Below are 23,390 nucleotides of genomic sequence, written 5' to 3' on the forward strand. Positions count from 1 at the left end.
AGCCATGAACAAGCTCCCCGACCTCCCCAACATCGACCCGGCCCGGCTCGACCTGCCGAGCGCCGGCAAGCTCGAACCGGCCGCCGGTTTCGACCATCCGCCGCGCATCCTGCTGCTCTACGGCTCGCTGCGCGAGCGCTCGTTCAGCCGCTTCCTGACGTACGAGGCGGCGCGCATCCTCGAGCACTTCGGCGCCGAGGTGAAGATCTTCGACCCGATGGAACTGCCGATGGCCGGCAGCGTGCCCGAGACCCACCCGAAAGTGGTCGAGCTGCGCGAACTGTGCCTGTGGTCGGAAGGCCAGGTGTGGTGCAGTCCCGAGCGCCATGGCGCGGTGACGGCCGTGATGAAGAACCAGATCGACTGGATCCCGCTCGAACAGGGCGCGATCCGGCCGAGCCAGGGCCGCGCGCTGGCGGTGATGCAGGTGTGCGGCGGCTCGCAATCCTTCAACGTGGTCAACACGCTGCGCCTGCTGGGCCGCTGGATGCGCATGTTCACGATCCCGAACCAATCCTCGGTGCCGATGGCCTACAAGGAGTTCGACGACGACGGCCGCATGCGCCCCTCCGCCTACTACGACCGCGTGGTCGACGTGATGGAAGAATTGTTCAAGTTCACCTTGCTTTTGCGTGGCCGCAGCGACTACCTGAACGACCGCTACAGCGAACGCAGCGAACGCGCGCGCCAGGCCATCGACCGCCAGATCGGCAAACTGTAGGACACCCGCCGCGGCCTAGAACGCCAGCCCGGCGCCGAGCAGGAACACGTCCGAGTCGCGCTCGTAGCTGGTGATCACGCGGCTCCAGCTGATCTGGGTGCGCACGGTGTCGGTCAGGCGCCAGCGCATGCCGATCGAGGCGATCGGCGCCACGTGGTTCTCGCGCCGGCCGTTGGGATCGTCGCGATCGAGCTGGTCGCGCATGGCGTAGGCGCCCAGGCCCAGCTCCAGCATGCTGCGTTCGGTGAACGGGCGCAGCAGCCAGAACTGGCTCGACACGCCCTTGCGCGCGGCCACGCCGACCCGGCCCTCGTTCATCAGGATCACGCTCCACTCCAGGTTCGGGGTGACGGTGCGGCGGTATTCCAGGCCATACGAGGTCGCCTCTTCCGACTTGAAGCTGTTGACGATCGAGCGCCCGATCAGCGGCATGATCAGGTTGTCGCCCGGCCCGGCGTTCTCGAGCCGCGCCGCGCGCCCGACCGGGCCCAGTTCGACGCCGGCGCCGACCAGCAGCATCGTGCTGTCGTGCGCCGTGATGCCGTGCGTGTGCGACAGGCGCGCTTCGAGGTAGGCGCGCGAATGCAGGTGGTAGACCGCATTCACGCTCATCAGCTGGCCCCAGCCGTGGTCGTTGCGGTAGTCGACCAGCGAGCCGTTGCCGGTGGTGGTGTCGAAATAATAATAGGGCCCGAACGCGGCGCCGGCCGACCAGCCCTGCTCCGGCACCGGTGTGTGCAGCCACACCTGCGCGCCCAGGCCGTCGCGGTGGTGCAACGGCGGATGGCCTTCGTTGACGTAGTCGGCGCTGACGGCGAGGTAGCGGTTGATGCGGTGGGTGTAGCCGACGTCGACGGCGAAGGTGGTCTCGTTGGCGCCCTTGTCGACCCGCAGCGCGCCGCCCAGCAGCGATACGTCCTGCGCTCGGGCGGCCGCGCAGACAGCGCACAGCAAGAGGGCTGAAGGAAGGATGCGCATGGTCGGATTGTTAATGAAAACACCGCGATTATTCCAAGTTTTCTGGACATCAGTCGCCCGCGAGCATTATCTCAGCCGTACGGTGTGCGCGTGTCGCAAACGCTGGTGCTACGTTCATGAAGCACCCCAGGACGGGGTGTATTGCAGAGTCATGTTCAAAAGGAGCTATCCATGAAACAAGTTCTGTCCGTCCTCGCGCTGGCGTCAGCCTCGTGCCTGACCGTACCGGCGCTGGCGCAGACTACCGGTGGAGGAAGCAGCGCGCCCGGGGCTTATACCTCGGGCGCCGGCAACTTCTTCACCGCCAACGCCAGCGGCGCGCTGGAATTGCCGCCCAACGCTTCGCCAGGGAGGAGCCTGACCAAGCTCGACGTCGGTAACACGTCGATGTCGGTGGACGTCGCGTTCCAAAACCTGATCAGTCCGAGCGCCGCCGCCCACATCCACTGCTGCACCACCAGCGCCTTCAGCGGCACCGCACCGGTCGCCGTGCCATTCGACGCCTTCCCGACCGGCGCGACCTACGGCAACTACGTCAACACCTTCGCCCTCGACGACCCCTTGACCTACGATCCAGGCTTCATTGCTACCAACGGCGGCACGCCGCAAAGCGCGACCACCGCCCTGCTGAACGCGATCGCGGCCAACCAGGCCTACGTCAACATCCACTCGACCGACTTCCCGAACGGCGAAATCCGCGGCTGGCTGGTGGCGGCCCCGGTGCCGGAGCCGGCCGAGTGGGCGATGCTGGGACTGGGCCTCGGCGGCCTGCTGTGGATGGGAAGGAGGCGGCGACTGGAACTGTAATCCGGCTGGAACGACATGCTTGAAGCGCTTGAAGCAAGGGACGGCTGCTCGACCGGGCGGCCGTCTTTTTACGTGTTCCGGTCCGCGCCCGCGCGCGCCTCGAGCAGGCGCGACCAGGCCGGTACCGCCGCCGCATAAAACCCGGCGAGCGAATCGGCCGCGCCCACCTCGAGGCCGAGAAACCCGGCCGCCGCGCGCAGCGCCGCCACCGCCCCACCCTCGTCCCCTGGCCGCACCGCCAGCGCGCCGGTCTGCTTGGACAGCTTTTCGCCGAGCGCATTGCGCACCACCGGCACGTGCAGGTAGCGCGGCTGCGGCACGCCGAGCACGCGCTGCAGGTAGATCTGGCGCGGGGTCGAATCGAGCAGGTCGGCGCCGCGCACGACGTCGGTCACGCCCTGCGCGGCATCGTCGACCACCACCGCCAGCTGATAGGCCCAGTAGCCGTCGGCGCGCTTGAGCACGAAGTCGCCCGACTCGCTGGCCAGCTTCTGGCTGACCGTGCCGGCAAAGCGATCCTCGAAAGTGATCACGTCCCGGCCCGGATCGGGGACGCGCAGGCGCAGGCTGCGCGCGCTGCGGCCCGGCGCCAAGCCATGGCGGCAGGTGCCGGGGTAGAGCGCGGCGCCGTCGGGCGCGAAGCCGAGGCGCGAATCGGCGATCTCGCGCCGGTTGCAGCCGCAGCCGTAAGCGTGGCCGGCCAGGCTGTCGTAGGCGGCCTGGTACAGGTGCTTGCGGCGGCTCTGCCACACGACCTCGCGATCGGAATGCATGCCGAGCCAGGCCAGCTGCGCCAGGATCTCCGCGTCGACGCCGGCCACGCTGCGGCCTTCGTCGATGTCTTCGATCCGTACCAGCCATTGGCCGCCATGGGCACGCGCGTCGAGGTAGCTGGCCAGCGCCGCCACCAGCGACCCGGCGTGCAGGGCGCCAGTCGGGGATGGGGCGAAGCGGCCCACGTAGCTGGGGGTTGCGGGGACGGTTACGGCAGCAGCATCAGCAGCAGATAGGGGCGCGGTCTCGGTGAAGCTCACGGCGGTTGGATGACGTGTAGGGAAAGCGCCACATTAGCACAAGCGCCTGCCCGCCAACCTGTCAGCTTACCTGTAACAAAGTACTACAAACGTAAAGCCGATCTTTACATCGGGCTCGGGTATGTTCGGTGTTTTTTGAATTTCGTTAAGGAAATCATGAAACCGAAGCTTCCGTTCGCCGCCGCCTCCGCCCTCGGCCTCGCCGTCCTGCTCAGCCTGTCCGCATGCGGCGGCGGTGGCGGTGGCGGTTCCTCAGCCTCCGGCAGCGTCGCCGTGGCCAGCCCGTCCCAGCTGAGCTACACCGACAACACGGTCGGCACCGGCGCCCAGGCGGTGAGCGGCAAGACCGTCGGCGTCACCTACACGCTCTGGCTGTACAGCGATACCGCCGCCGACCACAAGGGCACGCAGCTCGAGAGCGGTCCGTTCTCGTTCGCGATCGGATCGAACCAGGCGATCGGCGGCTTCGACCAGGGCGTGACCGGGATGCTGGTGGGCGGCACGCGCACCGTGCTGGTCCCGGCCAGCCTGGGGTATGGCGCGAGCGGCCAGGGTTCGGTGCCGCCGAACTCCGGACTGGTGTTCCAGATCACGCTGAACTCGGTGCAGTAAGGTCAGCGGGCGACGTCCGCCTTGGGCGCGCCCTCGGCCTCGGCCTTCGATTCCGCCGCGCGCGCCAGGTCGACGACTTGCGGCTCGACCTCGTTCGGCACCGCCACCGACAGCTGGTAGTGCTCGACCAGCAAGCCCGCCGGCGTCCGCGCCAGCACGCCGCTGGCCATGAAGTGAGCGCCTTTGTCGCCGTCGAGCAGCTCGTCGAACCAGACGGTCTTGCCGTCCTTCGATGCGTAGACGTTGCGCCGCGTCGCGTGGTATTCCCAGGCTTTGCTGCGGCCCTCGAAATACTTGCGGCCCCAGGCCAGGAAGGCGTCGCGCCGCCACAGTTCGCTGCGGTCGGTGCCGATGAAGACGCCGTCGGGCGCGATCTTGTCGAAGTAACGCATGCGCGCGTGCGCGGCATCGTCGTGCCAGCCGTCCACGAAGGCGTTGACCTCGCGCGCCAGCGCGGCGTCGGCCGGGGCCGCGCTGGCCGTTGCGGCGCCGACAATGGATGTCACGAACAAGCTCAAGAACAGGCAGCAGGCCGGCAGCAGCGATTTCATGGCAGTCCTCGTCGATAAAAAAATATTGTACTTTTGAAATGTAACGAGTTGTCCAGTTTCCGTGCAAGCTGGCGGTTTGGTGTACATTCATTAACAGGACTGTCAACGCCACCGCTCGCCGACGCCATGAAACGCATTGCCCTGCTGCTCGCGATTCCCGCCACGTTCGCCTTCGACGCCAGTGCCGAGGACGCCAGCAACGTCAAGAGCAAGACCGTCTACGAGCTGTTGCGGCACGACGCCACGGTCGAAAAGGCGGTGCGCCAGACGCTGGCCGAAAAACCGGCCGATCCACTCCAGCGCGACACATCGTTGCTGCGCGGCGACAGCTACACGTCGTTCCGGCGCCAGGTCGACGACGCCACGGTCCCGGACTGCCTGCACTCGGAAGGCTTGAAGCGCCAGCCGACTTTCTTCCTGAGCGGCTGGCTTGCCCTTCCCTTCGTCGCCGTCGCCAAGGTGCGCGGCAAATGCCAATGACTGCCCGGGATATGCCTTCGATGACAAGCTCTGCACCGGCGCTGCCACTGCTGTGCCTGCTGACCGTACTGACCTTCAGCGCCGGCGCGCAAGACCTGCTCGAGTCGAGGCAAAAGACCGAAGGCGGCAGGAGCGCGGTGCAGCCCGAGCTGCTCATGCTCGATCCTGCCGTCAGGAAGGCCGTGCGCGACACCCTCGCCGACAGCAAGCCGATGCCGCTCAAGGGCGAGGATGGCGCTGCCCTGCGCGGCGACGCCTACGGCAAGTTCACGCGCCAGGTCGACGATGCCCGGGTGCCCTCGTGCTGGCGCCCGGACGCCATGAAACACGCCCCGCCCGCGATCGGGCCGGTCAACCTGGGCGGCCTGCTGGCGCTGCCGTTCTGGGGCTGGGCGATCGTCAGCGGCAAGTGCAACCGGTGACTGGACTATCGCCAGCCTGAGCCGGGTCGATCAGCCGATCGCGCCCAGCAGTTCCTCGGTGCTGCGCACGCGGCCCATCATCGGGAAGATCTGGGTAATGGCGAACTCGTGCCAGTCCGCCCGCATGGTGGTCATCGCGTCTTCGGCGAACACCAGGTCGTAACCCTGGTCGAATGCCGAGCGCGCGGTCGATTCCACGCCCATATTGGTCGCGATGCCGGCCATGATCACGGTCTTGACGCCGCGGCGGCGCAGGATCTGCTCGAGTTCCGTGGCATAAAACGCGCCCCACTGGCGCTTGGTGACCAGCGCGTCGCCCGGCTGCATGCCGGCTTCCGGCACGATCTCGGAGGCGATCGCCGGGACGTTGCCGCCGTGCGCGCGGCCGCGGTCGGTCGTGTGGGTGTGCATGTTGTTCAGGTCGACGCGCACGTAGACGATGGTGGCGCCCTTGGCGCGGTAGGCGTCGGCGAGGCGAGCGCAATTGGCCACGACCTGGCTGGGCGCGTGCGGCGCCAGGTCCAGGCCGGTGATGCCGTGCTGCAGGTCGATGAATACCAAAGCGGTGGTGCTGGGGTCGAGGGCGATCGTCATGGCGGCTCCTGGTGAGGTTGAATTGTTGGCGAGATATGCGAGGATATCCTCGCAAATATAGTAGAGAGTATCCTCGCATAAGTCAATCGACGGGTCGGCGCGGCAATGCAAATGGCTATAATGCAGTGGCTACTTATTGGCCACTTATCGACCTCGATGCCATGACCGACTCGCCTTCTCCGACTGCCCTGCGTGGCGCGGCGCCCAAGCGCCAGCGCGGCCACGACCGCGTTGCCGCCATCCTGCAGGCCAGCACGGCGCTGTTCCTCGACAAGGGCTATGAAGCCGTGACGATGACCGAGATCGCGGCCGCTTCGCACACGGCGATCGGCTCGCTGTACCGCTTCTTCCCGGCCAAGGAAGCGGTGGCCGACGCGCTGCTGCGCCAATATACCGAAAGCCTGGGCGCGGGCCTCGCACACGTGCGCGCGCGCGTGGACGCGCTCGCGCATCCCTTGCGCGCGCAGGCGCTGACCGATGCGCTGGTCGATTTCATGTCGGGGCTGCATGCCGAACGCGGCGTGGCGCTGGCGCTGGTCGACGCGCGCGGCCTGGACGACAGCCGGCGCGCATTGCGCGGCATGATGCTCGACAATTTGCGGGAACTGCTGGGCGCGGTGCTGACCGGCGCATCCGACGCGCATCTGGCGACGATGGCGCTGGCGGTGCTGCACGTGCTCAAGGGCGTGGCCCAGATGCCGGACGGCAGCGCCCCGGCGCCGGCCCTGCTCGACGAATACCGGCGCATGCTGCGCGCCTACCTGAAGGCCAGCGTGGAAACGACTGCGGAGCCGGACGTGGAGACGATGCGATGTGCGTGAACTACCGCCCGCCCCTGCCCGAGCAGATGGACATGGTGCTCGGCGTGCTGGTCGATTTATATCGCGACTGGGACTGGCCGGGCGAGACCTGGAAGGACTACCAGGCGCCGATCCTGCGTGCGGGCAGCCGGGGCCGGCGCGAGCTGTGCGTGGCCAGCTACGGCATGGTGCCGCGCCGCCACATCCCGGATGGCGTCAAGCCGTTCGACACCATGAATGCCCGGGCCGAATCGCTGGGCGAGCGGCGCTCGTTCGCACCGGCCTGGTATCGCACGCAGCTGTGCGCGGTGCCGATGACCTGCTTTTACGAGCCGAACTACGAAAGCGGACGCGCCGAGCGCTGGGGCATCGGCATGCGGGACGAATCGATGTTCTTCGTGGCGGGCCTGTGGCGCGAGTGGGGCGAGCCGGATGGCGGCCGTTCGACCGCTTTCACCCAGATCACGATCAACGCCGACACCCATCCCCTGATGCGGCGCTTCCACAAGCCGGGCGACGAGAAGCGTTCGCTGGTGGTGCTGCCGAATGACGAGGTCGACGCCTGGCTCGGCTGCCGCGACCCTGAACTGGCGCGCAGCTTCCTGCGGCCCTACCCGGCTGAGTCGATGAAGGCCTGGGCCGCGCCGCGCACGCCGCCGGCCCCGTCGAAGCCGGCCGGGCCGGTCAACCTGTCGCTGTTTTGATCAGATGATTATTTCTTGCGCATGCTGGACAGCGCGACGCCGGCCAGGATGACGCCGAAGCCGGCCACGTGATACAGGTGCGGGGCTTCGCCCAGCAGCGGCCAGGCGGTGAGCGTGGCGAACAGCGGGATCAGGTACAGGCTCATGCTGGCGCGCGCCGGACCGGCCACGGCCACCAGGCGGTCATAGAAATAATAGGCGCCCAGGCTCGGCACCACGGCCAGGAAACCGAGCGCCACATAGACGCGGCCATCCAGGAAGTTCGGCACGTCGCCGCTGAAGGCTTCCCAGGCAGCGAACGGCGCCAGCGCCAGCGCGCCGCCGAGAATCAGCGCCGCCAGCTTGACCGTGCTGCCCAGCGGCGGCAGCGGTACGCGCTTGTTGAACACCGTGTAGAAGGCCCAGCCGCAGGCGGCGACCACCACCCAGACGTCGCCGGCGCCGAATTCGATGCCGCCCAGCGCGCCGATGTGTCCCTTGGACAGCACCACCAGCACGCCCAGGATGGCCAGCAGCATGCCGCCCGCCTGGCCGCGCGAGACGCGCGCACGCCAGCCGAGCATCTCGACCAGCGTCACCAGCGCCGGCGTGGCCGCGAAAATGATCGCCACATTGGCCGCGTTGGTGTGGCGCACGCCGATGTATTGCGGTGCAACAGCCACGCCCATGCCGAGGCTGGCCAGCAGCAGGATGCGCGGCCAGTTGGCCAGCAGGACGGCGCGCTGCGCCCACAGTTTCGGACCGGTGCTCGGCAGCAGGATCAGGAACGCCAGCGCCCAGCGGCCGAAGGCGAGGAACACCGGCGGGATGCCGGCGCCCTGGGCCCAGCGGGCCACCACGAGGTTGGCCGCGAACAGCGCGGGGGCGAGCAACATCAGTGCGAACTCGGACGAGACGGCGCTGCCGCCGAGAGTCAATCCACCACGCGATACGGCTTGGGACACGACAAACTCCTGCTGGAAAATCAGGCCACGATATTAATGCGCCGCACAAAAAATGTGCTTCCATACACCGGCCAAAAACGCAGCCTCAACAGAAGGATCTTCTAGCGATACGCTAAAATATGGATGAGAATTTTACGGTTCCGCGAAAGCGAGGAAGGATAGCAGTATGAAAGATGGACAACTCGACGATATCGACCGCAAGATCCTGCGCACGCTCAGCCAGGACGGCCGCATCAGCAACCAGAAGCTGGCCGAAGTGGTCAACCTGTCGCCGACGCCGTGCTGGCACCGGGTCAAGGTGCTGGAAGAAGCCGGCTACGTGCAGGGCTACGTCGCCGTGCTCGACCAGCGTGCGCTCGGGGTGCCGGACACGGTCATCATCGAAGTCACGGTGGACCGTCACGATGACGAGATCTTCAAGGCATTTTCCGACGCGCTGGCCGAATTACCGGAAGTGATGGAGGCCTACCTGCTGTCGGGCGAATACGACTACCTGATCAAGGTGGCCGTCGCCGGTACCGAAGGTTACGAGCGCTTCCTGCGCCAGAAGCTCTACAAGCTGCCTGGCGTGCGCCATACGCGCTCGACCTTCACGCTGCGCTGCCTGAAGCGGGCGCCGTCCGTTACGCTGTAACAACAGCATCAATTCCGTCACTTCAGATCATTTCGCTTGAGTATTTGTTTCTGCTATGATGCAACTGGTAAATATAAGTTGCTTAATATCAAAAACATTCAAAGGAAATGACGATGATGAAAAAGCTGATGGGTTGCGCCAGCCTGGCGATCGCATGCCAGGCCTTGCCCGCGCACGCGACGCTGGTGAGCTACAACGGTTTCGCGGATGCCGCCAACCTCTCGACGGCGGGCAGCGCCAAGGCTACCAGCACCGCCGACGGCACCGTCATGCGCCTGACCAGCGCCACCGGCTACCAGGGCGGCGCGGCGTACAGCACGACGCCGATCACGCTGGGCGCCAACGCGACCTTCAGCACCACCTTCGATTTCCGCTTCACCAACCCGGGCGGCATCGCCCCGGCCGACGGCATCGCCTTCGTCCTGTCCAACAGCGCCACCGGCCTGGGCAACAATGGCTATGCGCTCGGCCTGCCGACCGCGAGCCAGGCGAAAAGCGTGGCGATCGAATTCGACACCTACAACAATGGCGCGATCGACGGCAACTCGAGCAACCACGTCGGCATCGACGTCAACGGCAACGCCGCCAGCGTCTACACCAACTCGGTGTACGGCGTCAGCAACTGCAGCACGTCCACCACCTACAAGGCGGCCGGCTGCATGGCCAACGGCGACCTGTGGAGCGTCAACATCAGCTACGACGGCAGCAAGCTGACCACCTACCTGACCGACCCGGCCAAGGGCGCCTCCTGGGTCGCCATCAACAGCTATGCGATCGACATCGCCAGCATCCTGGGCACCACGCAAGCCTACGTCGGCTTCACCGCCAGCACCGGCGGCGGCTACGAGAACCAGGACATCGTCAACTGGCAGTTCGCCAACACCACCCAGCTGGCGTCCAAGCCGGCCGCCACGGTGGCCGAGCCGTCGTCGCTGGCCCTGCTGGGGCTGGGTGCGCTCGGTCTGGGGCTGGCCAACCGCCGCCGCAATCGCCGCAAAAACGCCGCCTGAATCCCGTTTTACCGTTGTCCCTCGCGAGCGCGCGCATGCGCGCGTGCTCGCCTCCGGACCGGGAATCGTGGATAATCTTGCCATGAACGATACTACCCAAACCCCACCCCTGCCCGACCGCCTGTCCATCGACCCGAAGAGCCCGCACCACAACGCGGACGTCTTCAAGCACCCGGTCGGCATCCGCTTCAACGGCAAGGAACGCATCGACGTCGAGGAATATTGCATCAGCGAAGGCTGGATCAAGGTCGCCGCCGGCAAGACCCTGGACCGCAAGGGCAAGCCGATGCTGATCAAGCTGAAGGGTACGGTCGAGCCGTATTACCAGGACTGATTTCTCGTTTAACCGCCGAACATGCGAACGGCCGCCGGAGTGATCCGGCGGCCGTTTTTTGTTGGATCGGCGCCAGCAGGACGAACATGGCGCCGGAAACGCATCCATAAAAAAACGGGCCCGCAGGCCCGTTCATCATGGGAGAGGACAGCGAATCAACGCTTGTCCACTGCCGGCACGTCGCGGCGCTCCGAGCCCACGAACAGCTGGCGCGGACGGCCGATCTTCTGTTCCGGATCGGCGATCATCTCGTTCCACTGGGCGATCCAGCCCACGGTACGGGCCATCGCGAAGATGCCGGTGAACAGCGAGACCGGGATGCCCAGGGCCGACTGCACGATGCCCGAGTAGAAGTCGACGTTCGGGTACAGCTTGCGCGACACGAAGTATTCGTCGTTCAGGGCGATCTTCTCCAGCTCCATCGCCAGCTTGAACAGCGGGTCGTCGTGCAGGCCCAGCTCGTTCAGCACTTCGTGGCAGGTTTCGCGCATCAGCTTGGCGCGCGGGTCGAAGTTCTTGTAGACGCGGTGACCGAAGCCCATCAGCTTCACGCCCGAGGTCTTGTCCTTGACCTTCTCGATGAAGGCAGGGATGTTCTCGACGCTGCCGATTTCCTTCAGCATGTTCAGTGCGGCTTCGTTGGCGCCGCCGTGCGCCGGGCCCCACAGGCAGGCGATGCCGGCTGCGATACAGGCGAACGGGTTGGCGCCCGACGAACCGGCCAGGCGGACGGTCGAGGTCGATGCGTTCTGCTCGTGGTCGGCGTGCAGGATCAGGATGCGATCCAGGGCGCGCACCAGCACGTCGTTGACCTTGTACTCTTCGCACGGGTTCGAGAACATCATGTGCATGAAGTTCGCGCTGTACGACAGATCGTTGCGCGGGTACGCGAACGGTTGGCCGACGTTGTACTTGTATGCCATCGCGACCAGGGTCGGCAGCTTGGCGATCAGGCGGATCGCCGAGATCTCGCGCTGCTCGGGATCGTTGATGTCGAGCGAGTCGTGGTAGAACGACGACAGCGCGCCGACGGTGCCCACCAGCACGGCCATCGGGTGCGCGTCGCGGCGGAATCCACGGAAGAAGAATTGCATCTGCTCGTGCACCATGGTGTGCTTGGTGACGGTGTCGGTGAACTTGGTCTTTTGTTCAGCAGTCGGCAGCTCGCCGTTCAGCAGCAGGTAGCAGGTTTCCAGGAAGTCGCAGTTGACGGCCAGTTGCTCGATCGGATAGCCGCGGTACAGCAGCTCGCCCTTGTCGCCGTCGATGTAGGTGATGCTCGAGTTGCAAGCCGCGGTCGACATGAAGCCAGGGTCGTAGGTGAACTTGCCGGTCTGGCCGTACAGCTTGCGGATGTCGATGACGTCCGGGCCGATCGTGCCCTTGTAGATCGGCATGTCGACCGACGGGCTGCCGTCCGAGAACGACAGGGTGGCTTTGGTATCAGAGATGTTCATGGCACTTCCTTTTCTTGGAGGTGGGTCAAATTAAAAGAGGTTTTCCTATGCTTGCCGCAGGCGCTCTACCAAGGCGCGCACATGCGGCAGGTCGACCTCGCCCTCGGGTTCGCTGCGTCCCAGCATCAGGTCCATCAGCGGGTTGTCCGCCAGGTCCAGCAAGCGGGTCAGCGCATCGACTTCCTCGTCCGTCAGTTCCTCTTCGTGTGCGTCGAGGAAGCGCGTCAGGATCAAGTCGTTTTCGAGCAGGCCCCGCCGCGCGCGCCAGCGCAGGCGGGCGCGATTGGCAGGATCGGATTGATGCGTTTTCACTGGATTCCGTTGTTCGGTCAACACTATACTCTGGCTGCCGCAGCGCGGCAGTACCGTAGTTCTACTATATTTATTGCAACACTTTGGGCACCATGCCGCCAGAAATATACCTATTTAGCGACATCTGCGCCGCGCCGTAGGGTGGGCTCGCGGAACCCACCCTGCACGACCGGGCGACGCCGCCTTACAGCGCGCGGCGGATCAGCATTTCCTTGATCTTGCCGATCGCCTTGTTCGGATTCAGACCTTTCGGGCACACGTCCGTGCAGTTCATGATCGACTTGCAGCGGAACAGGCGGTACGGGTCTTCCAGGTTGTCCAGGCGGTCGTTGGTCGCTTCGTCGCGCGAGTCGGCGATGAAGCGGTAGGCCTGCAGCAGGCCGGCCGGGCCGACGAACTTATCCGGGTTCCACCAGAACGACGGGCACGAGGTCGAGCAGCAGGCGCACAGGATGCACTCGTACAGGCCGTCCAGCTCTTCGCGCTGTTCGGGCGACTGCAGACGCTCTTTCTCCGGCGGGATCGACTCGTTGATCAGGTAAGGCTTGACCGAGTGATACTGCTTGAAGAAGTTGGTCATGTCCACGATCAGGTCGCGGATGACCGGCAGGCCCGGCAGCGGACGCAGCACGATCGGCTGCTTCAGCTCGTTCAGGTTGGTGGTGCAGGCCAGGCCGTTCTTGCCGTTGATGTTCATTGCGTCCGAACCGCACACGCCTTCGCGGCAGGAACGGCGCAGTGCGATCGAATCGTCGACGTCGGACTTGATGCGCTGCAGGACGTCGAGCAGCATCTTGTCGGTGTCTTTCAGCTCGACCGTGTAGTCTTGCATGTAAGGCTTCGTATCCTTGTCCGGATCGTAGCGGTAAATCTTCAGTTGGACTGTGCGTGCCATTTGTTTTACCTAAATAATCTGTTGTACTCGAACGCTTAGAACGTACGGGGCTTCGGTTTGAAGGTGTCGACCGTCAGCGGCTTGGTCACGACCGGCTTGTACTCGAGGCGGTTGCCGTTCGAGTAGAACAGCGAGTGCTTCATCCAGTTGTCGTCGTCGCGGTTCGGGAAGTCGCTGTGGGCGTGGGCGCCGCGCGATTCCTTGCGCGCCGCGGCCGACACGATGGTCGCCTTGGCCACTTCGATCAGGTTGTCCAGCTCGATCGCTTCGATGCGCGCGGTGTTGAACACCTTCGACTTGTCCTTGAACGACACGTGCTTGCGGCGCTCGTCCAGCTTCATGATCTCGCGCACGCCTTCGTCCATCAGGGCCTGGGTACGGAACACGCCGCAGAACTTCTGCATCGTGGCGCGGATGTCGTTGGCGACGTGCTGCACCTTCTCGCCGCCGGTCGAGGTTTCCAGCGCATTCAGGCGGCCCAGCGCGTAGTCGGCGAAGTCGCCCGGCAGCGCGCGGTTGCCCTGCTCTTTCAGGTTCTGCGCGACGATGTGGTTGCCGGCCGCGCGGCCGAACACCACCAGGTCGAGCAGCGAGTTGGTGCCCAGGCGGTTGGCGCCGTGCACCGACACGCACGAGCATTCGCCGATCGCGTACAGGCCGTTGACGATCTTCTGGCCGCCGGTACCGTCCGGAGCCACGACCTGGCCGTGGATGTTGGTCGGGATGCCTCCCATCTGGTAGTGGATGGTCGGGACGACCGGGATCGGTTCCTTGGTCGCGTCGACGTTGGCGAACTTGTGGCCGATTTCCAGGATCGACGGCAGGCGCTTGCGGATCGTGTCCGCGCCGATGTGGCGCAGGTCCAGCAGCACGTGGTCCTTGTTCGGGCCGACGCCGCGGCCTTCCTTGATCTCCTGGTCCATCGAGCGCGACACGAAGTCGCGCGGCGCCAGGTCCTTCAGGGTCGGCGCGTAGCGCTCCATGAAGCGTTCGCCGTTGCTGTTGATCAGGATGCCGCCTTCGCCGCGCACGCCTTCGGTGATCAGCACGCCCGCGCCGGCCACGCCGGTCGGGTGGAATTGCCAGAACTCCATGTCTTCAAGCGGCAGGCCGGCGCGTGCCGCCATGCCCAGGCCGTCGCCGGTGTTGATGAAGGCGTTGGTCGAGGCCGCGAAGATACGGCCGGCGCCGCCGGTCGCGAACACGGTGGTCTTGGCTTGCAGCATCATCACGTCGCCGGTTTCCATTTCCAGCGCGATCACGCCGAGCACGTCGCCGTCGGCGTTGCGGACCAGGTCGAGCGCCTGCCATTCGACGAAGAATTTCGTGCGCGAGCGGACGTTGCGCTGGTACAGCGTGTGCAGCAGCGCGTGGCCGGTACGGTCGGCGGCGGCGCAGGCGCGCTGCACCGGCTTCTCGCCGAAGTTGGCGGTGTGGCCGCCGAACGGACGCTGGTAGATGGTGCCGTCCGGGTTACGGTCGAACGGCATGCCGAAGTGCTCGAGCTCATACACGACCTTCGGTGCTTCGCGGCACATGAATTCGATCGCATCCTGGTCGCCCAGGTAGTCCGAGCCCTTGACGGTGTCGAACATGTGCCAGTACCAGTCGTCTTCGCTCATGTTGCCCAGCGAGGCGCCGATGCCGCCCTGCGCGGCGACGGTGTGCGAGCGGGTTGGGAAGACCTTCGACAGCACAGCAACGTTCAGGCCGGCGTTGGACAGTTGCAGCGCGGCGCGCAGGCCGGAACCGCCGGCGCCGACGATCACCACATCGAAGTGGCGGGTGGGAATTGCAGATTTGATTGCTGCCACGATTTAAACGCTCCAGAGAATTTGCACGGACCAGACGGCGCAGGAAACCAGCCAGATGATCGAGAAGATCATCAGCACCAGGCGCACGCCGATGTTCTTGATGTAGTCCATGAAGATGTCACGCACGCCGACCCAGACGTGGTAGAAGATACCGAGCAGGGTCGCGGCGGTGAACAGCTTGAACCACTGGTGCGAGAACAGGCCGGCCCAGCCTTCGTAGCTGAAGTTGTGGGCGCCAAAGAACGAGACGAGCAGGATGACGGTGTAGATCGCCAGCACCAGGCCGGTCAGGCGCTGGATCAGCCAGTCGCCGATGCCGTAGTGGGCGCCGACGACCAGGCGGCGCGGTCCGATGTTGTTGTTATTGTTTGCCATTTCAAAAGACTCCAAACAGTTTCAGGGCCACCAGCAGGATCAGGATCACGTCGATCACCATCACCCAGCGCGCGGTGCGCTGCGAGTCGTCCTTGTCCAGGGCGATGTGGTTGTCCATGAACAGGTGGCGGATGCCGCCGATGAAATGGTGGATGTAGCCTGCGGCCAGCACCAGCACGATCAGCTTGACGAAGCCATTGCTCATGATGCCGGCAAAATGCGCGTACGTGGTTTCGGAGACCAGGCTCTGTTCCAGCAGGTACAGCAGGAACGGCAAGGCCAGGAACAGCACGAAGCCGCTGATGCGGTGCAGGATCGAGACGATCGCCGACGGCGGCTGCTTGTAGTTCATCGTGATATCCGTAATGTTGATATTACGGATCGGCTGCCCTCGCTTTTTTAGCTCAGTGATGGCTTCGGACATGCTACACCTCCCTCTAATACTGAATAGTTATCTACCCGCAATTTGGTCGCCTGGAAATCGCCGGCCGGGGCCTCTCCGACGCTTTCCGAAAAACAAAGCATTGTATCTGCTACAAGCGAAACATGCACCAGCATAGAGCTAGCTCAAAAGCTGTTCAAACGCCACACGAACTCTAGCGAACGGCAGCTGTGCTGTTGGCATGCAACGCACGCTCGGTGCGTGTGGCGTTTCTCATGACAGTTCGTTCTGGTAGTGGTGCTGCGCAGTCAGATACAAACCGCGCCGCAATTCCACCGCCTTGTCGCCATACGTGAACGACACCCGATCCACGCACAGCAGCGGCGCGCCTTCCGCGATCTTCAACAGCTGGGCATTCGCGGCGTCGGCCGCCACGGCGCGGATCTTCTCGGTCGCGCGGATCATGCGCGTGCCGAACTCGGACTCGAACAAGCCGTACATCGGTCCCTTGTATTCCGCCAGCCGCTCCGCCGTCAGGCCCTTGAACAGCTGCCCGGGCAGCCACAGCTCTTCCAGGATGGTCGGCGCGCCGTCGAAGGTCATCAGGCGCTTGATGTAGACCACCGCGTCGCCCGATTTCAGGTCGAGCAGGCGCGCCACCTCGGCCGGCGCACGGATGCGCTTGACTTCGAGGTAGTCGTGGTCGGGATGATGGGGCACGCCCTCGTCGGGCATCAGTTTCAGGAAGCGGAAGTGGGCGCGCGCCTCGTTGTGGCTGGCCACGAAGGTGCCTTTGCCCTGGCGCCGCACGACCAGGTGCTCGGCCGCCAGCTCGTCGATCGCCTTGCGCACCGTGCCCTGGCTGACCTTGTAGCGGCCGGCCAGCTCGACCTCGCTGGGGATCAGTTCGCCCGGCTTCCATTCGCCGGACTGCAGGCTCTGGGTGATCAGGGCCTTGATCTGCTGGTACAGCGGAGAGAACGTCGGCGATGGCGTCGCTCCGGAATTCACGCCACCGGCGCCGGCCGCATTGCTTGCCGCGGCGCCATTGCTGTTCGGATTTGACGGAGCTTGGTTCATGGACTGCGATTTTTTCACAAATCCCCCTCTGCGTCCAGTGCAGAGAGACCAAGATTATGTGTCTTATATAAGACATATGATATGAATTGACAGATGGATTACGCGAGGACTACACTCGCGGTCGATTGTGCGTGGGCGCGCCCGCAAGGCCACGCGCCACATGTTCAAATTGCGGATACGATTTTGGTATGATTGCAGTTTCATTCAACCGGCGTATCCTCGGCGTCGCTACTTATTTGCGTTACGTTTCCGTTTCGCTTTTCCGTTTCCCACACTTGGAGATTCATCATGGCTAAAACCCCAATGCGCGTTGCCGTCACCGGCGCGGCCGGCCAGATCGGCTATTCCCTGCTGTTCCGCATCGCCAACGGCGACATGCTGGGCAAGGACCAGCCGGTCATTCTGCAGCTGCTCGAAATCGATAACGAAAAAGCACAGAAAGCGCTCAAGGGCGTCATGATGGAAATCGACGACTGCGCATTCCCGCTGCTGGCCGGCATGACCGCGCACAGCGACCCGATGACCGCATTCAAGGACGCCGACGTGGCCCTGCTGGTCGGCGCGCGTCCGCGCGGCCCGGGCATGGAGCGCAAGGACCTGCTGGAAGCCAACGCCCAGATCTTTACCGTGCAGGGCAAGGCGCTGGACGCCGTCGCTTCGCGCGACGTCAAAGTGCTGGTGGTCGGCAACCCGGCCAACACCAACGCCTACATCGCGATGAAATCGGCGCCGAACCTGCCGGCCAAGAACTTCACCGCCATGCTGCGGCTGGACCACAACCGCGCGCTGTCGCAAGTGGCCGCCAAGGCCGGCAAGCCGGTCGGCTCGATCGAAAAGATGATCGTGTGGGGCAACCACTCGCCGACCATGTACGCCGACTACCGCTTCGCCACCGCCGACGGCCAGTCGCTGAAGGACATGATCAACGACCAGGAATGGAACGCCAACACCTTCCTGCCGACCGTGGGCAAGCGCGGCGCCGCCATCATCGACGCGCGCGGCGCCTCGTCGGCCGCTTCGGCCGCCAACGCCGCCATCGACCACGTGCGTGACTGGGTGCTGGGCACCAACGGCAAGTGGACCACGATGGGCATCCCGTCGGACGGTTCGTACGGCATCCCGGAAGGCATCGTGTTCGGCTTCCCGGTGACCACCGAAAACGGCGAGTACAAGATCGTGCAAGGCCTGGACATCGACCAGTTCTCGCAAGAGCGCATCAACAAGACGCTGGACGAGCTCAACGAAGAGCGCAACGGCGTGGCGCACCTGCTGGGCCAGTAATACCGCGCGCGCACCGCGCACGCTACATTGAGTCAAGACGTCGCCCCGGCGCAGGCCGGGGCGGCGATTCCCTTTACATTCATCCACTGACATGCACCCTTCCGAGGTTTTATTCCAGGGCCAACGCCAGCCGCTGCTGCTCCCCGTCTGCGACCATTACGCCGGCAGCGAGAAGCTCATGCGCAAGTCGATGGCTTTGCAACAAGAGCTTGGGCCCCTCTTCGACATCACCTTCGACTGCGAGGACGGCGCCAGCGCCGGCCGCGAGCGCGAGCACGCCGAGCTGGCCGCCAGCCTGCTGCGCTCCGGCGACAACGCATTCGGCCGCATCGGCGCGCGCCTGCACGACGTGGGGAGTGAGCATTTCTCGCGCGACGTCGAGACCGTCGTCGGCGCGGCCGGGCACGCCCTGGCCTACGTGGTGCTGCCGAAAGTCGAGGGCGTGGCCGACGTGCTGCGCGCCCAGGAGATCGTCAACCGCGCCGCCGCCGCGGCCGGACGCACGCCCGACAATCCGCTGCCGCTGCACGTGCTGATCGAGACCCACGGCGCGCTGCGCGAGGTGTTCCAGGTCGCCGCCCTGCCCCAGGTCGAGTGCCTGTCGTTCGGCATCATGGATTTCGTCTCAGCGCATTACGGCGCGATTCCCGACACCGCGATGCGCTCGCCGGGTCAATTTACCCATCCGCTGGTGGTGCGCGCCAAGCTGGAAATGGTTGCGGCATGTCATGCGTATGACAAAGTCCCTTCGCATAATGTGACGACCGAGATCAAGGACGGTGCGGTCATCGTCGATGACGCCCGCCGCGCCGCCCGCGAATTCGGCTTCACGCGCATGTGGAGCATCCATCCGGGGCAGATCCGGCCGATCGTCGATGCGTTCACGCCACGCCTGGAAGACGTCGACGCCGCGGCGCGCATCCTGCACGCTGCGATCGCCGCCGACTGGGGCCCGATCGCCCAGGATGGCCGCTTGCACGACCGCGCCAGCTACCGATATTATTGGACGGTGTTGCAGCGCGCGAAGCTGGCCGGCCTTGCGCTGCCGGAGACCGCGGCGGCACTCGTCAATCAACCGGAATCCATCCAATGGCCATCAACCTGAAACAACTTCTCGCCGCCTGCGCCGTCGCGCTCGCGGCCGCCGGCCTGTGCGCGCCCGCGGCCGCCGAAGACATCCACAAAACCCACCCGAAGGCCACCGAGGTCCTGAAAGCCAAGGCCAAGGCCAAGCACAAGAAGGCCAAGAAGGAAGAGGCGGAGGCCTCGCCGGTCGCCGACGACGAGCCGGAACCGGACATCACCGACACCGCCGTCACCGATTACTCGTGCGAATTGAACAACAAGGTCGTCATCTACACGAATGAGAAGGATGACGGCCACATCGCGCTGCGCTGGAAGAACCGCCTGCACCGCCTCGACCGCGTCGGCACCACCACCGGCGCCCAGCGCTTCGAGAACACCAAATTCGGCCTGATCTGGATCGGCATCCCGGCCAAGGGCATCCTGCTCGACTCCAAGCTGAACCGCCAGCTGGCCAACGAATGCAAGCCCGCCGAACCCAAGCCGATCGTCGCCGCTGCGCCGGCGCCGGCGGAAAAGAAGTCGTAAGTAACAACAAAATCCCACTGAAGGAGTCTTTATGTCTCACAATACGTTTAACACCCTCAAGGACTTCCCGCTCGCCGCGGGCCAGACCGGCCAGTTCTATTCGCTGCCGGCGCTGGGCGAAGCCCTGGGCGTGAACCTGTCGCGCCTGCCGGTGTCGATCCGTATCGTCCTCGAGTCCGTGCTGCGCAACTGCGACGGCAAGAAGGTCACCGAAGAGCACGTCCGCCAGCTGGCCAACTGGGGCCCGACCGCAGCCCGCACCGAAGAGATCCCGTTCGTGGTCGCCCGTGTCGTGCTGCAGGACTTCACCGGCGTGCCGCTGCTGGCCGACCTGGCCGCGATGCGCAACGTCGCCGCCAAGACCGGCGCCGACCCGAAGAAGATCGAGCCGCTGGTCCCGGTCGACCTGGTGGTCGACCACTCGGTCACCATCGACCACTTCCGCACCCCGGATTCGCTCGACCTGAACATGAAGATCGAGTTCCAGCGCAATAACGAGCGCTACCAGTTCATGAAGTGGGGCATGCAGGCCTTCGACACCTTCGGCGTCGTGCCCCCGGGCTTCGGCATCGTGCACCAGGTGAACCTGGAATACCTGGCCCGCGGCGTCATGAAGAACGGTTCGATGTACTACCCGGACACCCTGGTCGGCACCGACTCGCACACCACCATGATCAACGGCGTCGGCGTCGTCGGCTGGGGCGTGGGCGGCATCGAAGCCGAAGCCGGCATGCTGGGCCAGCCGGTGTACTTCCTGACCCCGGACGTGATCGGCGTGCACCTGACCGGCGCGCTGCGCGAAGGCTGCACCGCGACCGACCTGGTGCTGACCATCACCGAGATGCTGCGTAAAGAGAAGGTCGTCGGCAAGTTCGTCGAGTTCTTCGGCGAAGGCACCGCCTCGCTGTCGACCACCGACCGCGCCACCATCGGCAACATGGCCCCGGAATACGGCGCGACCATGGGCTTCTTCCCGGTCGACGAAAAGACCGTCGACTACTTCCGCGGCACCGGCCGCACCGACGAAGAGCTGGCCGCTTTCGAGAACTTCTTCAAGGCCCAGCAGCTGTTCGGCATCCCGCGCGAAGGCGAGATCGACTACACCCGCGTGGTGTCGCTCGACCTGTCGACCGTGACCCCGTCGCTGGCCGGCCCGAAGCGTCCGCAGGACCGTATCGAACTGGGCGCCGTCAAGTCGACCTTCGCCGACCTGTTCTCCAAGCCGACCAAGGACAACGGCTTCAACAAGCATGCCGAAGACCTGTCGAAAGTCTACGAGACCAGCGACGGCGTGCGCGTGAAAAACGGCGACGTGCTGATCGCCGCGATCACCTCGTGCACCAACACCTCGAACCCGAGCGTGATGCTGGCCGCCGGCCTGCTGGCCAAGAAGGCCGTCGAGAAGGGCCTGACCGTCGCCCCGCACATCAAGTCGTCGCTGGCCCCGGGATCGCGCGTGGTCACCAACTACCTGGAAGCCGCCGGCCTGCTGCCGTACATGACGCAACTGGGCTTCGGCGTGACCGCCTACGGCTGCACCACCTGCATCGGCAACGCCGGCGACCTGACCGCGGAACTGAACGACACGATCACTTCGAACGACATCATCGCCGCCGCGGTCCTGTCGGGCAACCGTAACTTCGAAGCGCGTATCCACCCGAACATCCGCTCGAACTTCCTGGCTTCGCCGCCGCTGGTGGTCGCCTACGCGATCGCCGGCAACGTCACGCGCGACCTGATGACCGAGCCGGTCGGCAAGGGCAAGGACGGCGTCGACGTCTACCTGGGCGACATCTGGCCGACTTCGCAGGAAGTCCAGGACCTGATGAAGCTGGCGATGAATTCGGAAGTGTTCAAGTCGAACTACGCCGACGTCAAGGGCAACCCGGGCCAGCTGTGGGAAGCCGTGTCGTCGGTCGAAGGCCAGGTCTACAACTGGCCTGAGTCGACCTACATCGCCGAGCCGCCGTTCTTCGGCGACTTCGAGATGACCCCGAAAGCCGCAGCGGCCGGCATCAGCAATGCGCGCGCGCTGGGCGTGTTCGGCGACTCGATCACCACCGACCACATCTCGCCGGCCGGTTCGATCAAGGAAGACGGCCCTGCGGGCAGGTACCTGAAAGAGCACGGCGTGCTCAAGGCCGACTTCAACTCCTACGGCTCGCGCCGCGGCAACCACGAGATCATGATGCGCGGCACCTTCGCCAACGTGCGCATCAAGAACAAGATGATCCCGCCGAAGGCCGACGGTTCCGCAGTCGAAGGCGGCATCACGATCCACCAGCCGAGCGGCGAACAGCTGTCGATCTACGACGCGGGCATGAAGTACATCGCGGAAGGCACCCCGACGATGATCTTCGCCGGTGAAGAGTACGGCACCGGCTCGTCGCGCGACTGGGCCGCCAAGGGCACCCAGCTGCTGGGCGTGAAGGCCGTGATCGCCCGTTCGTTCGAGCGCATCCACCGTTCGAACCTGGTCGGCATGGGCGTGCTGCCGCTGCAGTTCCTGGCCGACGACAGCGTCGACACCCTGGGCATCACCGGCAACGAGACCTTCGACCTGGAAGGCCTGGAAGGCGAGATCCGCCCGCAGATGCAAGCGGTGCTGGTGATCAAGCGCGCCGACGGCAGCGTCAAGAAGACCTCGGTCCTGCTGCGCATCGACACCCCGATCGAAGTCGACTACTACAAGCATGGCGGCATCCTGCCGTTCGTGCTGCGCCAGCTGCTGGCTGCTTAAACCGCCATCGCCCTCGCCCGCCCGCGCATGCGCGGGTGTGCGTGAGTGGCGTGGAGAAGCAAAAAGGCCGGAACCCGCAAAGGTTCCGGCCTTTTTTTATCGATGGGTTTCCAGCCGGTCAGGTCTCCGCCCACATCCTCAACAGGTTGTGATAATGCCCGGTCAGCCCCACCAGCTCCGGCGTGTCGCCCACGCGCGCGCGCAAGGCCTGGATGTGGGTGTCGAGTTCGAACAGCATCGCGCGGCGCGCATCGTCGCGCACCATGCTCTGCACCCACAGGAAGGAGGCGACGCGCTCGCCGCGCGTCACCGGCAGCACCTCGTGCACGCTGGTCGACGGATAGACGATGGCGTCGCCGGCCGCCAGCTTGACGTCGTGCGAGCCGTAGGCGTCGATCACCGACAGTTCGCCGCCGTCGTATTCGTGCGGTTCGCTCAGGAACACGGTGCAGGAGACGTCGGTGCGCACCGGCGCCGCGCCGCGCTGGCTGCGGATCGCGCCGTCCACGTGCGGCCCGTAATGTTCGCCGCCCTGGACACCGTCGACGCTGGCCGCGTAGCGGTTGAAGAACGGCGGCAGCACGCGCAACGGCAGCACGCTCGAGAAAAACAACGGATGCGCCATCAGGGCCGCGCTGACGGCCTGGCCCAGCTCGAGCGCCAGCGGCGAGCCTTCGGGCAGCTGGCGGTTGCGCTTGACCTGCGCGCCCTGGCTGCCGACGCTGGCGCGGCCGTCGACCCAGGCCGCCGCCTCGAGCTGCGCACGCATCGCCTTCACCTGAGCCGGCGTCAGCACGCCGGGGATGTGCAGCATCATG

The 23,390-nt window shown here is 65.1% G+C and carries 27 protein-coding genes; 14 read left to right on the plus strand and 13 right to left on the minus strand.

Translation table 11 applies throughout. The annotated features are described in order from the left end of the window. Positions 1 to 4: 4 nt before the first annotated feature. On the plus strand, positions 5 to 721 hold the full coding sequence (gene arsH / locus FA90_RS11690; protein ID WP_036168881.1) for an arsenical resistance protein ArsH: 717 nt from the start codon (positions 5 to 7) through the stop codon (positions 719 to 721). Positions 722 to 736: 15 nt separating this feature from the next. Here arsH and FA90_RS11695 read toward each other — a convergent pair whose 3' ends face one another. Beyond that, positions 737 to 1,699 (minus strand): hypothetical protein, encoded by a 963-nt coding sequence (locus FA90_RS11695; protein WP_036168882.1) that lies wholly within the window; start codon positions 1,697 to 1,699, stop codon positions 737 to 739. Positions 1,700 to 1,870: 171 nt separating this feature from the next. Between FA90_RS11695 and FA90_RS11700 the strand changes: the two genes are divergently transcribed. After that, positions 1,871 to 2,506, plus strand: coding sequence for a CHRD domain-containing protein (locus FA90_RS11700; RefSeq protein WP_051971726.1), 636 nt, complete (start codon positions 1,871 to 1,873; stop codon positions 2,504 to 2,506). A gap of 68 nt (positions 2,507 to 2,574) precedes the next feature. Here FA90_RS11700 and gluQRS read toward each other — a convergent pair whose 3' ends face one another. Continuing rightward, complete coding sequence (gluQRS, locus tag FA90_RS11705; RefSeq protein ID WP_036168884.1) at positions 2,575 to 3,465, minus strand: tRNA glutamyl-Q(34) synthetase GluQRS; 891 nt, start codon at positions 3,463 to 3,465, stop codon at positions 2,575 to 2,577. 231 nt (positions 3,466 to 3,696) lie between these two features. Between gluQRS and FA90_RS11710 the strand changes: the two genes are divergently transcribed. After that, positions 3,697 to 4,152, plus strand: coding sequence for an FKBP-type peptidyl-prolyl cis-trans isomerase (locus FA90_RS11710; RefSeq protein ID WP_036168886.1), 456 nt, complete (start codon positions 3,697 to 3,699; stop codon positions 4,150 to 4,152). 2 nt (positions 4,153 to 4,154) lie between these two features. On the opposite strand, the gene FA90_RS25005 is transcribed toward FA90_RS11710, so the two are convergent. Next, a complete protein-coding gene (locus tag FA90_RS25005) occupies positions 4,155 to 4,703 on the minus strand; it encodes a nuclear transport factor 2 family protein (RefSeq protein WP_051971727.1) in 549 nt (182 codons plus the stop codon). A 126-nt stretch (positions 4,704 to 4,829) separates the two neighbouring features. Here FA90_RS25005 and FA90_RS11720 point away from each other — a divergent pair, with 126 nt between their 5' ends. Both FA90_RS11720 and FA90_RS11725 read left to right on the plus strand, forming a co-directional pair. After that, positions 4,830 to 5,183 (plus strand): hypothetical protein, encoded by a 354-nt coding sequence (locus FA90_RS11720; RefSeq protein ID WP_036168896.1) that lies wholly within the window; start codon positions 4,830 to 4,832, stop codon positions 5,181 to 5,183. Between the two features lie 20 nt (positions 5,184 to 5,203). Beyond that, the gene (locus tag FA90_RS11725) at positions 5,204 to 5,605 is read left to right on the plus strand and encodes a hypothetical protein (RefSeq protein WP_156116677.1); all 402 of its coding nucleotides are present in this window, start codon (positions 5,204 to 5,206) and stop codon (positions 5,603 to 5,605) included. A gap of 30 nt (positions 5,606 to 5,635) precedes the next feature. Here FA90_RS11725 and FA90_RS11730 read toward each other — a convergent pair whose 3' ends face one another. Further along, positions 5,636 to 6,199: an isochorismatase family protein gene (locus tag FA90_RS11730; RefSeq protein ID WP_036168899.1), complete on the minus strand. Its 564-nt coding sequence runs from the start codon at positions 6,197 to 6,199 to the stop codon at positions 5,636 to 5,638. A gap of 161 nt (positions 6,200 to 6,360) precedes the next feature. Here FA90_RS11730 and FA90_RS11735 point away from each other — a divergent pair, with 161 nt between their 5' ends. Both FA90_RS11735 and FA90_RS11740 read left to right on the plus strand, forming a co-directional pair. Beyond that, the gene (locus FA90_RS11735) at positions 6,361 to 7,020 is read left to right on the plus strand and encodes a TetR/AcrR family transcriptional regulator (protein WP_051971728.1); all 660 of its coding nucleotides are present in this window, start codon (positions 6,361 to 6,363) and stop codon (positions 7,018 to 7,020) included. Continuing rightward, a complete protein-coding gene (locus FA90_RS11740) occupies positions 7,011 to 7,703 on the plus strand; it encodes an SOS response-associated peptidase (protein ID WP_036168901.1) in 693 nt (230 codons plus the stop codon). The genes FA90_RS11735 and FA90_RS11740 overlap by 10 nt, the downstream gene beginning before the upstream one ends. Before the next feature lie 8 nt (positions 7,704 to 7,711). Here FA90_RS11740 and FA90_RS11745 read toward each other — a convergent pair whose 3' ends face one another. After that, positions 7,712 to 8,647 carry a DMT family transporter gene (locus FA90_RS11745; RefSeq protein ID WP_239700690.1) on the minus strand — a complete coding sequence of 312 codons (936 nt, stop codon included), beginning with the start codon at positions 8,645 to 8,647 and terminating at the stop codon, positions 7,712 to 7,714. A 166-nt stretch (positions 8,648 to 8,813) separates the two neighbouring features. On the opposite strand from FA90_RS11745, the gene FA90_RS11750 reads away from it, so the two are divergent. The 3 genes from FA90_RS11750 to FA90_RS11760 all read left to right on the plus strand — a co-directional run bounded on the left by FA90_RS11750 (position 8,814) and on the right by FA90_RS11760 (position 10,625). Further along, positions 8,814 to 9,281 (plus strand): Lrp/AsnC family transcriptional regulator, encoded by a 468-nt coding sequence (locus FA90_RS11750; protein ID WP_036168903.1) that lies wholly within the window; start codon positions 8,814 to 8,816, stop codon positions 9,279 to 9,281. A gap of 113 nt (positions 9,282 to 9,394) precedes the next feature. Further along, the gene (locus tag FA90_RS26955; protein ID WP_197065289.1) at positions 9,395 to 10,291 is read left to right on the plus strand and encodes a PEP-CTERM sorting domain-containing protein; all 897 of its coding nucleotides are present in this window, start codon (positions 9,395 to 9,397) and stop codon (positions 10,289 to 10,291) included. Between the two features lie 82 nt (positions 10,292 to 10,373). After that, positions 10,374 to 10,625: a DUF3297 family protein gene (locus FA90_RS11760; RefSeq protein WP_036168907.1), complete on the plus strand. Its 252-nt coding sequence runs from the start codon at positions 10,374 to 10,376 to the stop codon at positions 10,623 to 10,625. A 155-nt stretch (positions 10,626 to 10,780) separates the two neighbouring features. Here the strand turns inward: FA90_RS11760 and gltA are convergent, their stop codons facing one another. The 7 genes from gltA to FA90_RS11795 all read right to left on the minus strand — a co-directional run bounded on the left by gltA (position 10,781) and on the right by FA90_RS11795 (position 16,940). Next, complete coding sequence (gene gltA / locus FA90_RS11765) at positions 10,781 to 12,082, minus strand: citrate synthase (RefSeq protein WP_036168909.1); 1,302 nt, start codon at positions 12,080 to 12,082, stop codon at positions 10,781 to 10,783. Between the two features lie 45 nt (positions 12,083 to 12,127). After that, positions 12,128 to 12,394 (minus strand): succinate dehydrogenase assembly factor 2, encoded by a 267-nt coding sequence (locus FA90_RS11770; protein ID WP_156116678.1) that lies wholly within the window; start codon positions 12,392 to 12,394, stop codon positions 12,128 to 12,130. A 184-nt stretch (positions 12,395 to 12,578) separates the two neighbouring features. Then, entirely contained in the window at positions 12,579 to 13,289 is a 711-nt protein-coding gene (locus tag FA90_RS11775; RefSeq protein ID WP_036168911.1) for a succinate dehydrogenase iron-sulfur subunit, read from the minus strand. A gap of 35 nt (positions 13,290 to 13,324) precedes the next feature. Next, the gene (gene sdhA / locus FA90_RS11780; RefSeq protein ID WP_036168913.1) at positions 13,325 to 15,103 is read right to left on the minus strand and encodes a succinate dehydrogenase flavoprotein subunit; all 1,779 of its coding nucleotides are present in this window, start codon (positions 15,101 to 15,103) and stop codon (positions 13,325 to 13,327) included. A 3-nt stretch (positions 15,104 to 15,106) separates the two neighbouring features. Next, a complete protein-coding gene (gene sdhD / locus FA90_RS26420; RefSeq protein WP_036168916.1) occupies positions 15,107 to 15,478 on the minus strand; it encodes a succinate dehydrogenase, hydrophobic membrane anchor protein in 372 nt (123 codons plus the stop codon). A gap of 1 nt (position 15,479) precedes the next feature. Continuing rightward, positions 15,480 to 15,830, minus strand: a complete 351-nt coding sequence (gene sdhC / locus FA90_RS11790; RefSeq protein WP_239700692.1) for a succinate dehydrogenase, cytochrome b556 subunit — start codon at positions 15,828 to 15,830, stop codon at positions 15,480 to 15,482. A 303-nt stretch (positions 15,831 to 16,133) separates the two neighbouring features. Next, positions 16,134 to 16,940: a GntR family transcriptional regulator gene (locus FA90_RS11795; protein WP_036168918.1), complete on the minus strand. Its 807-nt coding sequence runs from the start codon at positions 16,938 to 16,940 to the stop codon at positions 16,134 to 16,136. Positions 16,941 to 17,228: 288 nt separating this feature from the next. On the opposite strand from FA90_RS11795, the gene FA90_RS11800 reads away from it, so the two are divergent. The 4 genes from FA90_RS11800 (at position 17,229) to acnA (ending at position 22,572) form a co-directional block, all read left to right on the plus strand. Next, entirely contained in the window at positions 17,229 to 18,221 is a 993-nt protein-coding gene (locus tag FA90_RS11800) for a malate dehydrogenase (protein ID WP_036168920.1), read from the plus strand. A 91-nt stretch (positions 18,222 to 18,312) separates the two neighbouring features. Next, complete coding sequence (locus FA90_RS11805) at positions 18,313 to 19,326, plus strand: CoA ester lyase (protein WP_036168922.1); 1,014 nt, start codon at positions 18,313 to 18,315, stop codon at positions 19,324 to 19,326. Continuing rightward, the gene (locus FA90_RS11810; protein ID WP_036168926.1) at positions 19,311 to 19,832 is read left to right on the plus strand and encodes a hypothetical protein; all 522 of its coding nucleotides are present in this window, start codon (positions 19,311 to 19,313) and stop codon (positions 19,830 to 19,832) included. Before FA90_RS11805 ends, FA90_RS11810 begins: the two co-directional genes overlap by 16 nt. A 31-nt stretch (positions 19,833 to 19,863) precedes the next feature. Beyond that, the gene (gene acnA / locus FA90_RS11815) at positions 19,864 to 22,572 is read left to right on the plus strand and encodes an aconitate hydratase AcnA (RefSeq protein WP_036168928.1); all 2,709 of its coding nucleotides are present in this window, start codon (positions 19,864 to 19,866) and stop codon (positions 22,570 to 22,572) included. A 118-nt stretch (positions 22,573 to 22,690) separates the two neighbouring features. Here acnA and FA90_RS11820 read toward each other — a convergent pair whose 3' ends face one another. Then, positions 22,691 to 23,389 carry a Fe2+-dependent dioxygenase gene (locus FA90_RS11820; RefSeq protein WP_036168930.1) on the minus strand — a complete coding sequence of 233 codons (699 nt, stop codon included), beginning with the start codon at positions 23,387 to 23,389 and terminating at the stop codon, positions 22,691 to 22,693. Position 23,390 lies beyond the last annotated feature (1 nt).

It is taken from the genome of Massilia sp. 9096, from assembly GCF_000745265.1.
Lineage (GTDB): Bacteria > Pseudomonadota > Gammaproteobacteria > Burkholderiales > Burkholderiaceae_D > Telluria.

Excerpts from the sequence above, each read along its gene's own strand:
- FA90_RS26955 (WP_197065289.1), top strand. The coding sequence starts at position 9,395 with ATGATGAAAAAGCTGATGGGTTGCGCCAGCCTGGCGATCGCATGCCAG.
- FA90_RS11710 (WP_036168886.1), top strand. The coding sequence starts at position 3,697 with ATGAAACCGAAGCTTCCGTTCGCCGCCGCCTCCGCCCTCGGCCTCGCC.
- FA90_RS11750 (WP_036168903.1), top strand. The coding sequence starts at position 8,814 with ATGAAAGATGGACAACTCGACGATATCGACCGCAAGATCCTGCGCACG.
- FA90_RS11735 (WP_051971728.1), top strand. The coding sequence starts at position 6,361 with ATGACCGACTCGCCTTCTCCGACTGCCCTGCGTGGCGCGGCGCCCAAG.
- FA90_RS11725 (WP_156116677.1), top strand. The coding sequence starts at position 5,204 with ATGACAAGCTCTGCACCGGCGCTGCCACTGCTGTGCCTGCTGACCGTA.
- FA90_RS11810 (WP_036168926.1), top strand. The coding sequence starts at position 19,311 with ATGGCCATCAACCTGAAACAACTTCTCGCCGCCTGCGCCGTCGCGCTC.
- FA90_RS11805 (WP_036168922.1), top strand. The coding sequence starts at position 18,313 with ATGCACCCTTCCGAGGTTTTATTCCAGGGCCAACGCCAGCCGCTGCTG.
- gltA (WP_036168909.1), bottom strand. The coding sequence starts at position 12,082 with ATGAACATCTCTGATACCAAAGCCACCCTGTCGTTCTCGGACGGCAGC.
- sdhD (WP_036168916.1), bottom strand. The coding sequence starts at position 15,478 with ATGGCAAACAATAACAACAACATCGGACCGCGCCGCCTGGTCGTCGGC.
- FA90_RS11730 (WP_036168899.1), bottom strand. The coding sequence starts at position 6,199 with ATGACGATCGCCCTCGACCCCAGCACCACCGCTTTGGTATTCATCGAC.
- FA90_RS11695 (WP_036168882.1), bottom strand. The coding sequence starts at position 1,699 with ATGCGCATCCTTCCTTCAGCCCTCTTGCTGTGCGCTGTCTGCGCGGCC.
- FA90_RS11820 (WP_036168930.1), bottom strand. The coding sequence starts at position 23,389 with ATGATGCTGCACATCCCCGGCGTGCTGACGCCGGCTCAGGTGAAGGCG.
- FA90_RS11800 (WP_036168920.1), top strand. The coding sequence starts at position 17,229 with ATGGCTAAAACCCCAATGCGCGTTGCCGTCACCGGCGCGGCCGGCCAG.
- FA90_RS11740 (WP_036168901.1), top strand. The coding sequence starts at position 7,011 with ATGTGCGTGAACTACCGCCCGCCCCTGCCCGAGCAGATGGACATGGTG.
- FA90_RS11775 (WP_036168911.1), bottom strand. The coding sequence starts at position 13,289 with ATGGCACGCACAGTCCAACTGAAGATTTACCGCTACGATCCGGACAAG.
- FA90_RS11700 (WP_051971726.1), top strand. The coding sequence starts at position 1,871 with ATGAAACAAGTTCTGTCCGTCCTCGCGCTGGCGTCAGCCTCGTGCCTG.
- FA90_RS11795 (WP_036168918.1), bottom strand. The coding sequence starts at position 16,940 with ATGAACCAAGCTCCGTCAAATCCGAACAGCAATGGCGCCGCGGCAAGC.
- sdhC (WP_239700692.1), bottom strand. The coding sequence starts at position 15,830 with ATGAACTACAAGCAGCCGCCGTCGGCGATCGTCTCGATCCTGCACCGC.
- acnA (WP_036168928.1), top strand. The coding sequence starts at position 19,864 with ATGTCTCACAATACGTTTAACACCCTCAAGGACTTCCCGCTCGCCGCG.
- arsH (WP_036168881.1), top strand. The coding sequence starts at position 5 with ATGAACAAGCTCCCCGACCTCCCCAACATCGACCCGGCCCGGCTCGAC.
- FA90_RS25005 (WP_051971727.1), bottom strand. The coding sequence starts at position 4,703 with ATGAAATCGCTGCTGCCGGCCTGCTGCCTGTTCTTGAGCTTGTTCGTG.
- FA90_RS11760 (WP_036168907.1), top strand. The coding sequence starts at position 10,374 with ATGAACGATACTACCCAAACCCCACCCCTGCCCGACCGCCTGTCCATC.
- FA90_RS11720 (WP_036168896.1), top strand. The coding sequence starts at position 4,830 with ATGAAACGCATTGCCCTGCTGCTCGCGATTCCCGCCACGTTCGCCTTC.